We start from the raw sequence: 12,960 nt of genomic DNA, 5'->3' as shown, positions 1-12,960 counted from the left end.
GCGGCCCGCTGGCTCATCCGCGCAATAGCCCGCCGCTGGTGGGCGCGGCATAATTGCAGATCGTTGCCACGCGCCGTCGCGCATTTTTTCTGAAAGCCCTTGATGACTGATTCGCAGCAAACCGCCGCCGAGCGGCTCGCCCAACTCGAATGGCGCTGGAAGCCCTTCACGGAACTCACGAGCATCGAAGTCTATGACATGCTCGCCGCGCGCAGCGCGGTGTTCGTCGTCGAACAGAACTGTGTGTATGGCGATATCGACGGGCTCGACATGCAAGCCTGGCATCTGCTCGCTTACGGTACCGGCGTCGATCCGGCCTTGCCGCCGCTCGCCGCGTATCTGCGGGTGTTGTTGCCGGATGCGTCGGATGCGGACGTACGTATCGGCCGTGTGCTGACCACCGTGCCGTTTCGTGGCATCGGTCTCGGCAATGCGATGCTCGAACGCTCGATTGCGCGGATTCGCGCGCAATGGCCCGATACGCCAATCCGTCTGCACGCGCAGGCGCATCTGCAAGGCTTCTACGGTGCGTTCGGTTTCACGCCGGTGTCGGAGATTCATGACGAGGACGGCATCCCGCATGTGTGGATGCGCTCGGCCTGAGTTCGGCGCTGAGCGCGAGCATCCGGCCGATTCGCGGCCGCGCTCGGCAGCATTCAGCAGCGCGTATCAGCGCTGCCCATTCGCCGCGGTCGACGCTCCGTGCGCGATGCCACGCACCGCTTGAGTCCGCCGTTCGCCGCGCAACCGTCCTCGCGCCGATAGACGCATCCAGTGACGCAGCGCGATCAGCGCGCCGATCACGCTCATCATCGAACCCGGAATCCACAGCAATAGCCCGCCGATCTGCTGGTCGCGCAGCGGGCTCAGCCACGTGAACGCGCGGCCGCAAATCGAATAGATCGGATACAGCTCGTGCGGCGTGAAGAAGATAAACGCGCCAAGGATGATCTGCGGCGGAATCGCGGCGATCACGACGAGCACGCGCTTGCCGGGCGACAGACGCGCCGGCGGCGCCGGACGCGGATCGAGCACGAGCCACCAGAACAGCAGGCCGTCGATCACCATGCTCCAGTTCATCACGCGATAGGTGCGCCAGTCGAGCATCGCGATGAAATGAATCGGCGACATCAGCCAGAAATAAATCAGCCCGACAAACAGCGTGACCGCGACGACCGGATGCATGACGACGTCGACTGCCTTGCGCACGAGCGGCATCTGTAGCGTGGGGCGTAGAAAGTGCTGCCGCCAGCGCGACGGAATACCCGCGCGTAATGCGGCGCCCGGATACGACAGCGCGATGAAGAACGGCCCGAGGTGATGCAGCACCAGATGCTGCAGGCGATGCATGAAGAACTCGTGCTCGAAGAAATAATCGAGCCGGGTGTGCAGCACGACATAGAGCGCCACCAGCCCGAACCAGAACGACAACTTGCGCGACAGCGAGATCCGCGCCTTGCGCGCGCCACGCACGAACAGGATCGCGGGCACCAGCAACGCGATCACGACGGTCGGTGAAAACTCCCAGGGATCGAGCCAGTAGAGCAGGTTCATGGCGATGGCGATCGCGCGTTGGACGGATGCCCCGGTTACTTGGTCTGGGCCGGCGACTTCACGGCGAACGGCGCCGTCAACGTTTCGCCGTCGGAGAACTTCAGCGTCAGATGGACGGTGTCACCGGGCGCGACCTTGTGCTTCGCGCCTTCGAGCATCACGTGATAGCCGCCTGGCGCGATCGCGGCCTGGCCATGCGCGGGCACTGTCAGCTTGTCGACCATCACCATTTTTTGCGACGAGCCGTTCGATACCGTCTGATGCAGCATCGCGTCGCCATAGTCGTCGCTCGAAATATCGACGAGGTCGACCGGCTTGTCGCTCGCGTTAACCAGCGTCACATAGCCCGCGGCGGGCAGGTTGTTCGGCAGCCAGCGCACCCAGGCGTCCTTGACGCTGATCGCATGGGCGTCCGCCGCGTGCGCGGCCGACGCGATGTAAAACGGCAGCGCGAGCGCGCCGACGAGGGAAGCGAACGTTTTGAGCTTGGTCGTCATGACGGGGTAAAAGAAGGATCAGGATTGGTCATCGATGATGCGGCGCAGGTCCTGCGCGATCGCATCGGGCGTGTCGTGATCAGTGGCCAGCAGGCGCGCATGGCCCTGGCTATCGAACACGTAGACGGCGGAACTGTGGGTGACTTCGTAATTGCCCTTCGGGTCGCGCTTTTCCATCTGATAGGCAACGCGGTAGCGCTTCGCCAGCGACTCGATCTGCCAGTCGGTGCCGGTCAGGCCTTCCGCGTGCTGCGCGTCGAAGGCGCCGACGTAGTCGTGCAACGCTTGCGGCGTATCGCGCGCGGGATCGACGGTGATGAACAGAATGCGAACTTTCTGGGCATCGGGGCCGAGTTTGTCGAGTACCTGCATCAACCGGCCCATCGTTTCCGGGCACACGTCGGGGCAGTGCGTATAGCCGAAATAGACCAGCGACGCGCGGCCCTTGAATGAGTCGCCGGTGACGGGGCGACCGTCGTCGCCAGTCAGCTCGAACGACAGATCGGGCAGGTGACCGGTCACATCGGTCAGGTGCCACGGTTCGGTGTGCCGCGTACAGCCTGTCAGTGCGGTCACTGCAACCAGCGTGCCCAAGGTCGCGCAGACGGTGAATCGGCGAAGGGGCAAACGTGCAAACCACCGCGTAAATCGCTGAGACAAGGCTCGGGGCAGGTTAGGGCGCGGCTGGCAGGTCGGAAGGATTGGGAACAAAACAGGGCTCAATGACTCGATTGAGGAACAGGTAACGCGAATCAACGAAACAGGGATGCAGCGCTGCGATTCGATTTGATCGTACTGCGGCGGATTCGCGCGTAGCGCGATAAGTGACAGCGCGCAACGATGCGCATGAGGGGCCGCAACGCTTCGCGTGGCAGCGACTGTAGCGCAAAATCGCGGACAGCGTGACGCGGCGCGCCGGGCGCGGGCCTTGCGGGGGCAATTTGACGCAGGCGGCTGAAAGCTCGCTGTAGCGGGATCGTTTCGCATTTGAACGTGATCGGCGCGAGCGGGAGCGCGCATTGCCCGCCGCGCTTGAGCTCCAGCTTACTTTCTCGAAAAATTGACGGATGCGCGGTAAGATGCGCACACTTTTCCGGCCGCAGAAGGCTGAAAGGCGAACCCAGGTGATACAGGCACTTCCGGCTGTTCTGTCTCCAAGCGAGACGGCATTCTTCTTCGATTTCGACGGCACGCTCGCCGAACTTGCCCCCACGCCGGACGGCGTGCTGGTGCAACCGCGCGTGATCGAGTTGCTGCGCGAATTGCGCAGTCTGACGAATGGCGCGGTCGCGGTGGTCTCGGGACGCGGCATCGACAGCATCGACAATTTTCTCGGCATGCCCGATCTGCCGGTGGCCGGATTGCACGGCGCCGAGCGGCGCGACGCGAACGGCGACACGCAGCGTATCGGCTTTCACGACGAACGGCTGCTGCGCATGGAGCAGGTGCTTGCGCAGGTCGTCAACGAACATCCGGGCATGCTGCTCGAGATCAAAGGTGCGGCGCTCGCGCTGCACTACCGGAATGCGCCGGATCGCGAGCCCATCGCGCGTGAGGCGACCGAGCGGCTGGTCGCGGATTATCCCGGTTCTTACGTGCTGCAGCCGGGCAAGATGGTCTACGAAATCAAGCCGAAGGATGTCGACAAAGGCCGCGCCACGCGCGCGTTTCTCGACGAGTTGCCGTTCGCCGGGCGCACGCCGGTGTTCGCCGGCGACGATCTGACGGACGAGAAGGGTTTCGCGGTCGTCAATGAACGTGGCGGCCTGTCGATCAAGGTCGGCGCCGGCGAGACGATGGCGCGCACGCGCATCGATTCGGTGAGCGCGCTGCTCGACTGGCTCGCAACGATTGTCGCGGCGGCGCGCTCAGCATGATGCCGGCGCCGCATCGCCGAACGAAAACAACAACTAGCCTCGGGAATCGCGCTTCATGAGCCGACTGATCATTGTTTCGAACCGGGTAGCGCCTATCTCGGAGGGCGGCCCGGCGGCGGGCGGTCTGGCGGTTGGCGTCTATGACGCGCTGAAGGAAACCGGCGGCATGTGGTTCGGCTGGAGCGGCGACGTGCTGGGTTCAGGCCAGCCGCAGATCAAGGTCGAAGAGCGCGGCCCGGTGACCTTCGCGACCGTCGCGCTGATGCGCCGCGACTATGACCAGTACTACCGCGGCTTTTCGAATGCGACGCTGTGGCCCGCGTTTCACTATCGCGCCGATCTGCTGCATTACGACCGGCACGACTTCGGCGGCTACTGCCGCGTCAATGCATGGCTCGCGCAGCAATTGGTGCCGCTGCTGCGCGACGACGATGTGATCTGGGTCCACGACTATCATCTGATCCCGTTTGCACAGGCGCTGCGCGCATCCGGCGTCAAGAATCGCATCGGCTTTTTCCTGCACATTCCGTTTCCCGCGTCGCAAGTGCTGCTGGCGGTGCCGCCGCATCGCGAACTCGTCGAGGCGTTGTGTTCGTTCGATCTGCTCGGTTTCCAGACCGGTCCCGATCTGCGCGCGTTCTGCGACTACATCGTCAACGAGGCGGGCGGCTCGATCGATGCGTCGGGCAAGGGCCCGCTCACGGTCAATGCGTTCGGCCGCACGTTGCGCGCGTCGGCGTATCCGATCGGCGTTTATCCGGACGAAATCGCCGAACTCGCGAAGGCGGGCGAGCGCGGCAAGCCGGTGCGCACGATGAAGGCGACGCTGCATTCGCGCAAGCTGATCATGAGCGTCGACCGGCTCGATTATTCGAAGGGGCTGGTCGAGCGCTTTCGCGCGTTCGAGCGGCTGCTCGAACATACGGCCGCACAGCGCAACAAGGTGTCGTTCCTGCAGATCGCGCCGCCGACGCGCGCCGACTTGCACGCGTATCAGGACATCCGGCTACAGCTCGAAGGCGAATCGGGGCGTATCAACGGACGCTTCGCCGAGCTCGACTGGACGCCGATTCTCTATATTCACAAGCAGTACGAGCGCTCGGTGTTGGCGGCGCTGTTTCGCACCGCGCACGTCGGCTATGTGACGCCGTTGCGCGACGGTATGAATCTCGTCGCGAAGGAGTATGTGTCGGCGCAGGATCCGGACGACCCAGGCGTGCTGGTGCTGTCACGCTTTGCCGGCGCGGCGCAGGAACTGGGGGGCGCGCTGATCGTCAACCCGGTCGATATCGACGGCATGGCCGAGGCGCTCGCGACGGCGCTCGGTATGCCGCTCGCCGAGCGCCAGGCGCGCTACCACGACATGATGGCGCAGCTGCGCGAGAACAACGTGTCGGTGTGGCGCGACAACTTCATGCGCGATCTGCAGGCCGTCGATGGTGCGAAGCCCAAGCGAGCCGGCAAGGCCGCCGTGGCGGGCGCGGCGCGCAAGAAGGCGGCGCGTGAGCGCGTGACCGGTTAAGCGAACGAGCCAAGTAAAAAGCCGCTCCTGGGAGCGGCTTTTTTTGTGTCGACAGCACAAGCGATTCGAACGCGTCAGGCCACGTGCTGTTCGTCGACCTTCTTGCCGCCGATATGCAGCGTCTGGCCCTTGCCATACTGCTTCGCGAGCAGGTCCCGATAGAGGCCCGGACGTTGGCGCAATTCTTCCGGCGAGCCGTCGTCGATAACCTTGCCCGCGCTCATCACGATGATCCGGTCGAAGTTGTTCAACGTCGACAGGCGGTGGGCGATCGCGATCACCGTGCGGCCGACCATCAGCCGGTCGAGCGCCTTCTGGATCGCTTCTTCCGAGGCGCTGTCGAGCGCCGACGTGGCTTCGTCGAGCAACAGGATCGGTGCGTTCTTGAGGATCGCGCGCGCAATCGCGATGCGCTGGCGCTGGCCACCGGAAAGCTTCACGCCGCGGTCGCCGACGATCGTGTCATAGCCTTCCGGCATCGCTTCGATAAAGTCCGCGCAGCGTGCTTCGCGCGCGGCCGCCAGCACTTCCTCGCGGCTCGCCTCGGGGCGTCCATAGGCGATGTTCTCGTACACCGAACGATGGAACAGCGAGATGTCCTGCGGCACCAGCGCGATCGCGTGGCGCAGGCTGTCCTGCGTAATCGACGCGATATCCTGGCCGTCGATCTTGATCGCGCCGCCCTGGGTTTCGTAAAAGCGCTGCAGCAGCGCGAGCACCGTCGATTTGCCGGCCCCCGACTTGCCGATCAGGCCGACGCGCTGGCCGGGTTCGATATTCAGGTCGAAGTGATCGAGAATCGCGCGGCGGCGCGGATAGGCGAACGTGACGTTGTCGAACGTGACCCGGCCGCCTTGCGGTACGAGTTCGGTCGCGTCGTCGCGGTCGGGCATACCGTGCGGTTCGAGCAGGGTGCGCACGGCTTCCGCGAGCCGCGCGATGTGCTGCGTAACGTCGACGAGCGCGACCGCCAGATCGCGCGTGCCATGCAGAATCGTAAAGCCGAGCGAGCTGACGAGCACGATGTCGCCTGACGTGGCGCGACCCTGGTCCCACAGCCACAGCGCCCAGCCGAGCAGCCCGGCCGACAGCAGCGCGGTGATCACCGCGTGCAGCAAACGCAGCTTTTCCAGATAGAGCAGGCTTTGCTGGCGCGCGTCCATTTCGGACTTGACCGTCGCCGCGAAGCGCCGCTGTTCGCGAAACGTCATGCCGAACGCGCGCACGAGGCCCATGTTGCTGATCACGTCGACGAGTTCGCCATCGACCGAGGCCGCCTTGGTCGCGAAAGTGTGATGACGTGCCGACCCGCGCCCCGCGAGCTTGTACAACACGACCGACAGGATCGCCGAGCACAGCATCAGGCCGGCCGCCATCAATGGATTGACCGAAATGATCATCACGATCGCGCCGAGCACCGCGATGCAGGGCGGCAACACGTTCCACGCGGTGGTGTTCTCGGCGGTGTAGACGGCGTTCGAAGTCGCGGTGATCCGGCTGGCGAGCATGCCGGGCTGCTTCTCGGCGTAATAGGTGGGCGAATGGCCGCTCAGGTACTGAAACAGGTCGCGCCTCAGGTCGCCCGTCACGGCGACGAAGGTATGCGCGGCGACCCAGCCGCCGACCCGCCATAGCAGGTTATCGGCGGCGATCAGGCCGACGAGGATTGCGAACGCACCCCACAGCGGGCCGGGATGATGCCGGCCGCCACCGAGCACGTCGATCAGGTGTTTAATCGCGTATTGCGAAGCGAGCGCGCAGCCCACGGCCGCGAACACGCTGCACAGCACGATCGCGTGGGCGAGCGGGTGACGGCGGATAAAGCGGAAGAGAAACGCAAGCGGCCGGTGCGCATAGCTCGCGAGCTTTGCGTCCTGGGCGTTACGCTCGGCGATAGTCAAGTGTTCCAAAATTGAGCTGGGGTCGATGTGTTGCTGGTTGCACGCAAAGCGTGGGCCATCCGGAAAACATGGCTGTCCGCGAAGCCGATGCTTCGCATTGTAAACATGCAAAGACGATTGCGCCCTGTGAATCCGGGCATTGGCGCGACTCATTTCGCGATGGAGCTCCGCGATCCGTCATGTTTGAACGCCCGGCTGGCCGGTGTTCCCACGCAGAGAGCGGAAAATTTCGGGATATAATTACAGTTTGCATTCAACCGGGCCGTGACATTTCTTCAATCCATGCCGGCAAAGTTGATGTACAGAGCTTACAGATGCCGCTAGCAGGTCCGCGGACAGAACCAGTTGCCACTGTAGAACTGTCTTATAAAACAAGGGTTTGCAAAGTGTTGCGTCTTTGTAACAACGTAAAGACTTTGAAATGTCGTGGCGCGGCAAGAATCCGGGCACTGATAATGCGTGCTCGTTAGCCCGGCAAATTTTCTGACAGTTTGTCAACGTAGGTGGCGCGTGCACGTTTACTCGCACATGCGCAGACGGTGACCTACTGGTCTGGGCTCAAAACCCAAGCGATCAATCGCAGGATTTCTCGAAAGAATCAGGCCCGCGCCGGCATCTCCGGCCAGACTGCCCTGGCGAGCAAGCGAGTCGCTTTTTCCAAACGCAGTACCTTTGCCTGATTTTTTACTAGGAGTTCGTCATTATGCGAATCGCTCAAATCGCTCCGTTGCACGAGGCGGTTCCTCCCAAGCTGTACGGTGGTACGGAACGCGTGGTGTCCTATCTGACTGAAGCGCTGGTCGCGCAGGGCCACGACGTCACGCTGTTCGCCAGCGGCGATTCGCAAACTTCGGCGAAGCTCGAAGCATTCTGGCCGCAGGCACTGCGCCTCGACCCGACGATCCGCGACGTGATGGCGCCGCACATGCTGCTGCTCGAAGAAGTGCGCCGCCGCGCGGACGAATTCGACGTGCTGCACTTCCATATCGACTACTACCCGTTCTCGCTGTTCGCGCGTCAGCCGGTGCCGTTCGTGACCACGATGCACGGCCGTCTCGATCTGCCGGAACTGCAGCCCATCTTCAATACGTTCAAGGACGTGCCGGTCGTGTCGATTTCCGACAACCAGCGCATCCCGCTGCCGCAAGCGAACTGGCTGCAAACCGTCTATCACGGTCTGCCGGAAGACGTGCTCACGCCGATCCCCGGCGTCGAACCGGGCTACCTCGCGTTCCTGGGCCGTGTCTCGCCGGAGAAGGGTCTCGACCGCGCGATCCGCATCGCCGGCCAGGCAGGCATGAAGCTCAAGGTTGCCGCCAAGATCGACAAGGCCGACCGCGCCTATTACGAAGAAGTGATCAAGCCGTTGATGGCGCTCCCGCACGTCGAGTACATCGGCGAAATCGGCGAAGCCGAAAAGCGTGAGTTCCTCGGCAACGCGCATGCGCTGGTGTTCCCGATCGACTGGCCGGAGCCCTTCGGTCTGGTGATGATCGAAGCAATGGCCTGCGGCACGCCGGTGATCGCGTTCAATCGCGGCTCGGTGCCGGAAGTGATCGAAAACGGCGTGTCGGGTTTCGTCGTCGAGGACGAAATCAGCGCGGTCGCGGCGCTCAAGCGTCTGCACACGCTGCCGCGCGCCGGCGTGCGCAGCGCGTTCGAAGCACGTTTCTCGTCCAAGGTGATGGCGAAGAACTACGTCGCGACGTACGAAGAGCTGCTGCGCCGCAAGCACCGCACGGTGCTGCGCGAAGTCAATGCGGGCTAAGTGGCGGATGACTCGCCGCGGTTCGCACTGGATTCGAAGTAGATAAAACTGGCGGCGGGAATCGGTTGCATTGTTCCTTTGCCGCTTTCAACGCCCCGTCGGTACCTGGCCGGCGGGGCGTTGTTGCATGCGCGCCGCGTTTTTCGTCGGTGCAGACTGGAAAATGCGGGATTCCGCGCGGCGCGAACGAGCTAGTCTCGGTAATATCCCTATAATTGCCGTGCCGCAAATTGGGCTGCGACGCCCCCGACGACAGGAGGATGCCTTGGCGAGAACGAAAGAGACGCGTGCGAACGCCGCGCCCGGCGCCGGAACGATTTTTACGTTGCGCGCCATCGGTCTCGTGCTCGGCGCCCGCTGGCTTTTCTCGATGTCGCAGATGAACCTGACGGCCGCCGTGACTTCGATGGCGTCCTCGCCGTGGGCGTGCATCAATCTCGTCTTCCTGTTTCTGCTGATTTTCCTGCCGGGCGCGCGCGCGATTGCCGAGCGTCCGTTCCACCCGCTGCCGCAATGGCTGCGTCAGGCGCTGCGCCTGTTCGCCTTTCTCGGATTCCTGTTTGCGGTGTGGTCGGTTGGCGCGTTCGTCGCGAGCGCCGGCTGGCGACGCGCGATGCAAGCGGTCGCCGCCACCAATGGTTGGCTGCTCGCCGCGCCAGTGCTTTACGCGATCGTGGTCTGGATCTGCCGGCCGTTGCCGTTGTGGCGCACCAATGTCGCTGCGCGGCGTTTCGCGATTGGCCGCTATGCGGTGTCGCTCGATCCGGTCACGCGCACTGTCGTCGTGTGGGCAGAGCGGCGCAAGGTCGGGCAATACGATGCACGTGAATTGTCGGTGCGCTGGGCGAGCGAGGGGCACACGCGCTCGATGCCAGCGCCCACTCCCGCGGTTGTGTTCGGCGCGGCGGGAGAGGCGAGTGCATCGGCGGCGCCGAGGGGTTCGGTGGCGGCACCGTCGCTTGCGCGCAGCGCCTTTGGCGTGCGTCCGAAAGTCGAATTGCTATGGGATTCCCCCGCCGCCGCGGGTCATAACCGGCAAACCGTCTTCCGTGCGGCGCTGACGACCGAAGGCGACCGGGTGGCCGCGCGCGCGCTCGATACGACGCTGCGGCAAGTTTGACGCCGCGCGCTTTGTGCTGTCGACCACATCGCGTGGCCGCTGGAGGCATCCCGAAGCGAAGCTTCGCCGATAATGCAGTCATAACGCCCGGTGCGTGAGCGCGGGCGAGCCGGACACACATCGATCGTGTCGCGTCTTTCGCAGGAGTCGCTATGCTGGTTCGCTGGTTGCTTGCCGCTCTACATCTGCTCGCTTATGGTTTCGCGCTCGCGTCGATTCTCCGGCGCACGTGGTCGCTGCGTCGCGCGTCGGTGCCCGCCGCGTTGCGTTCCGTGTTTCGCGCGGATACGCGTTGGGGACTCTCCGCGCTGGTGCTGATCGTCACCGGCCTGATGCGTGCGTTCGGCGGTTACGAGAAGGGCGCCGACTACTATCTGCATGAACCGCTCTTTCACGTGAAGATGACGCTGCTCGTGCTTATTCTGATTCTCGAGGTGCCGACGATGCTCGGCCTGATGCGCTGGCGAGCGTCGGTTCGGGGCGGGGCCGTGCCGGATCTGAAGAAGGCGCGTTCGTACGCGCATTTCAGTGTGATCCAGACGGTGCTATTGGTCCTGATGGTGTTCGCCGCAACGGGGATGGCGCGCGGCATCGGCTTGCCGGCCGGCGTGGTGTAGCGCGGCGGCCTCAATTCGTGTTGGGGAGCGGCGCTGACCGCGGCGCCTCTCCCTCCGGTTACCTCGTCGCTCAGCATGCCAACCGGCGCATGCCTTTGTAGCGCTAGCCGACCAGCAAACCCGAATCGTCGACCTGATCCGGCTTGATGCTCGCGGTCTCGCGCACGAGGTCCTGCTCGCCGAGACCCTTGATCAACTCCAGAGCCTGGCGCTCGAAGAGTCGCCGGTACAGACCGTTGTCGCGGCGGATCAGCGCGTCGTGGCTGCCTTCCTCGATCACCTTACCCTTGTCCAGCACCAGCAGCCGGTCCAGCGCGCGCACCGTCGACAGCCGATGCGCGACGACCAGCGTCGTGCGGCCTTGCATCAGCCGCTCCATCGCGCGCTGGATCAGCACTTCGCTTTCGCTGTCGAGGCTCGAGGTGGCTTCGTCGAGAATCAGGATCGGCGCGTCGGCGAGAAACGCCCGCGCGATCGCGACGCGCTGACGCTCGCCGCCCGATAGCTTGATCCCGCGTTCGCCGACCAGCGTGTCGTAGCCGTTGGGCAACGCGACGATGAAGTCGTGCGCGCTTGCGAGCCGCGCGGCTCGCTCGATGTCGGCGCGGCTCGCGCCGGGCCGGCTGTACGCGATGTTCTCGGCGAGCGAGCGGTGAAACAGCACCGGTTCCTGCTGGACGATCGCGATCTGGCTGCGCAGCGACGCTTGCCGTACCTGCGCGATGTCCTGACCATCGATCGTGATCCGGCCGCCTGAAATATCGTGCAGACGCTGAATCAGCTTGATGAAGGTCGTCTTGCCCGAGCCCGAATGCCCGACCAGTCCCACGCGCTCGCCCGGCGCGATGCGCACGGAGAAGTCGTCGTAGAGCGGCCGGCTGTGCGCGCCATAGTGAAACGACACGTGCTCGAAGCGGATCTCGCCGTTGCTGATCGCAATGGGTCGGGCGCCGGCGCGGTCCTCGATGCCGAGCGACTGACTTTCGAGCGACACGAGTTCCTCCATGTCGTTGACCGAGCGCTGCAGATTGCGGATGTGCATGCCGATGTCGCGCAGATAGCCTTGCAGCATGAAGAACATCGTCAACGCGAACGTGATGTCGCCGACGCTCGCTTCACCGCGCTTCCACAGCAGCAGCGCCACACCGAGAATGGCCGCCTGGATCGCGGCCATCATGCCGCCCTGCAAGCCGCCATTGAGCGTGCCGCGCGCCCACATGCGGCGGGTGCGGCGCCGCCATTTGCCGATCACGTGCGCAAGCCGTGCTTCTTCGCGCACTTCGGCACCGAAGGCCTTGACGACGCCATTGCAGCTGACCGCGTCGGCCAGCGCGCCGCCCATGCGCGTGTCCCACGCGTTCGCGAGGCGCGCGGCCGGCGCGACGAAGCCGAGCGACACGGCGACCGTCACGACGATATACAGCATCGAGCCCGTGCCAACGACGACGCCCATCATCGGCCAACGCCAGCCCAGCAGCGCAGTCGCGCCGACGAGCATCACGAGCGACGGCAGCAGTGCGATCAGCAGCGTGTCGTTGAGCAGGTCGAGCGCCCACATGCCGCGCGTGATTTTGCGCACCGTGGAACCGGCGAAGCTGTTGGCGTGCCAGTCGGTCGAAAAGCGCTGTACGCGATGAAACGCGCTCGCGGCGATCTCGCTCATCATCTTCAGCGTGAAGCGGATGATGTTGAAGTAGACGCCCTGGCGCAGCAACGTCGCGGTCACACCGAGCGCGGCGAGCGTGCCGAAAGCTTCGAGCGCGTGGTGCCACGTGCGCCCGGACGATGCCGGTCCGGACGCGATCGCGTCGACGAGGCGCCCGGCGAACATCGGTGTCAGGATGTCCGCGAACGCGGCGCACAGCGCGAGCGCCACGATCGCGACGATGCACCACGGTTGCCGCGCCCAGTGACGGAAGGTGAAGCCGAGGACGTCCTTGAAGGCTTGTCCGCGAAAGTCGAGTTTTTTCTTGATGGCCATTTGCTACAACCCGGTGACGCGCAAGCGCACCGAGGTTCCAGTCAGAAGCGAAAGAGAGACAGTCGGCGTATCGATGCCGGATTGCGTGGCGCCAGGCGCACGACAAGGTGCAGCGATAACTGC

At 64.1% G+C, this 12,960-nt stretch carries 11 protein-coding genes; 6 read left to right on the top strand and 5 right to left on the bottom strand.

Going from position 1 to position 12,960, the window contains the following annotated elements:
* Positions 1-102 precede the first annotated feature (102 nt).
* Positions 103-603 carry a GNAT family N-acetyltransferase gene (locus L0U82_RS12505; protein ID WP_233831418.1) on the top strand — a complete coding sequence of 167 codons (501 nt, stop codon included), beginning with the start codon at positions 103-105 and terminating at the stop codon, positions 601-603.
* A gap of 66 nt (positions 604-669) precedes the next feature.
* Here the strand turns inward: L0U82_RS12505 and L0U82_RS12500 are convergent, their stop codons facing one another.
* The 3 genes from L0U82_RS12500 to L0U82_RS12490 are packed head-to-tail and all read right to left on the bottom strand — an operon-like array spanning position 670 to position 2,804.
* Positions 670-1,554, bottom strand: a complete 885-nt coding sequence (locus tag L0U82_RS12500) for a cytochrome c oxidase assembly protein (RefSeq protein ID WP_233831417.1) — start codon at positions 1,552-1,554, stop codon at positions 670-672.
* Positions 1,555-1,589: 35 nt separating this feature from the next.
* Positions 1,590-2,051: a copper chaperone PCu(A)C gene (locus tag L0U82_RS12495; protein ID WP_233831416.1), complete on the bottom strand. Its 462-nt coding sequence runs from the start codon at positions 2,049-2,051 to the stop codon at positions 1,590-1,592.
* 18 nt (positions 2,052-2,069) lie between these two features.
* Positions 2,070-2,804, bottom strand: a complete 735-nt coding sequence (locus L0U82_RS12490) for an SCO family protein (protein ID WP_442793637.1) — start codon at positions 2,802-2,804, stop codon at positions 2,070-2,072.
* 374 nt (positions 2,805-3,178) lie between these two features.
* Here L0U82_RS12490 and otsB point away from each other — a divergent pair, with 374 nt between their 5' ends.
* Together otsB and otsA are read left to right on the top strand one after the other, a co-directional pair.
* Positions 3,179-3,928, top strand: coding sequence for a trehalose-phosphatase (gene otsB, locus L0U82_RS12485; RefSeq protein ID WP_233833253.1), 750 nt, complete (start codon positions 3,179-3,181; stop codon positions 3,926-3,928).
* 55 nt (positions 3,929-3,983) lie between these two features.
* The gene (otsA, locus tag L0U82_RS12480) at positions 3,984-5,450 is read left to right on the top strand and encodes an alpha,alpha-trehalose-phosphate synthase (UDP-forming) (protein WP_233831415.1); all 1,467 of its coding nucleotides are present in this window, start codon (positions 3,984-3,986) and stop codon (positions 5,448-5,450) included.
* 74 nt (positions 5,451-5,524) lie between these two features.
* Here otsA and L0U82_RS12475 read toward each other — a convergent pair whose 3' ends face one another.
* A complete protein-coding gene (locus tag L0U82_RS12475) occupies positions 5,525-7,360 on the bottom strand; it encodes an ABC transporter ATP-binding protein (protein WP_233831414.1) in 1,836 nt (611 codons plus the stop codon).
* Positions 7,361-8,054: 694 nt separating this feature from the next.
* Here L0U82_RS12475 and L0U82_RS12470 point away from each other — a divergent pair.
* From L0U82_RS12470 to L0U82_RS12460, 3 genes are all read left to right on the top strand, one after another.
* Positions 8,055-9,119 (top strand): glycosyltransferase family 4 protein, encoded by a 1,065-nt coding sequence (locus L0U82_RS12470; protein ID WP_233831413.1) that lies wholly within the window; start codon positions 8,055-8,057, stop codon positions 9,117-9,119.
* A gap of 265 nt (positions 9,120-9,384) precedes the next feature.
* A complete protein-coding gene (locus L0U82_RS12465; protein ID WP_233831412.1) occupies positions 9,385-10,239 on the top strand; it encodes a hypothetical protein in 855 nt (284 codons plus the stop codon).
* 152 nt (positions 10,240-10,391) lie between these two features.
* Complete coding sequence (locus tag L0U82_RS12460) at positions 10,392-10,856, top strand: DUF2214 family protein (RefSeq protein ID WP_233831411.1); 465 nt, start codon at positions 10,392-10,394, stop codon at positions 10,854-10,856.
* 103 nt (positions 10,857-10,959) lie between these two features.
* Here L0U82_RS12460 and L0U82_RS12455 read toward each other — a convergent pair whose 3' ends face one another.
* Positions 10,960-12,837, bottom strand: coding sequence for an ABC transporter ATP-binding protein (locus tag L0U82_RS12455; RefSeq protein WP_233831409.1), 1,878 nt, complete (start codon positions 12,835-12,837; stop codon positions 10,960-10,962).
* Positions 12,838-12,960: the final 123 nt, after the last annotated feature.

Origin of the sequence: Paraburkholderia sp. ZP32-5 (genome assembly GCF_021390495.1) — a bacterium.
Lineage (GTDB): Bacteria > Pseudomonadota > Gammaproteobacteria > Burkholderiales > Burkholderiaceae > Paraburkholderia.
The sequence above is the reverse complement of the archived record's forward strand: the minus strand, read 5'-3'. Positions and strand labels throughout refer to the sequence as shown.

Excerpts from the sequence above, each read along its gene's own strand:
- L0U82_RS12505 (WP_233831418.1), top strand. The coding sequence starts at position 103 with ATGACTGATTCGCAGCAAACCGCCGCCGAGCGGCTCGCCCAACTCGAA.
- L0U82_RS12500 (WP_233831417.1), bottom strand. The coding sequence starts at position 1,554 with ATGAACCTGCTCTACTGGCTCGATCCCTGGGAGTTTTCACCGACCGTC.
- L0U82_RS12495 (WP_233831416.1), bottom strand. The coding sequence starts at position 2,051 with ATGACGACCAAGCTCAAAACGTTCGCTTCCCTCGTCGGCGCGCTCGCG.
- otsA (WP_233831415.1), top strand. The coding sequence starts at position 3,984 with ATGAGCCGACTGATCATTGTTTCGAACCGGGTAGCGCCTATCTCGGAG.
- L0U82_RS12470 (WP_233831413.1), top strand. The coding sequence starts at position 8,055 with ATGCGAATCGCTCAAATCGCTCCGTTGCACGAGGCGGTTCCTCCCAAG.
- L0U82_RS12460 (WP_233831411.1), top strand. The coding sequence starts at position 10,392 with ATGCTGGTTCGCTGGTTGCTTGCCGCTCTACATCTGCTCGCTTATGGT.
- L0U82_RS12455 (WP_233831409.1), bottom strand. The coding sequence starts at position 12,837 with ATGGCCATCAAGAAAAAACTCGACTTTCGCGGACAAGCCTTCAAGGAC.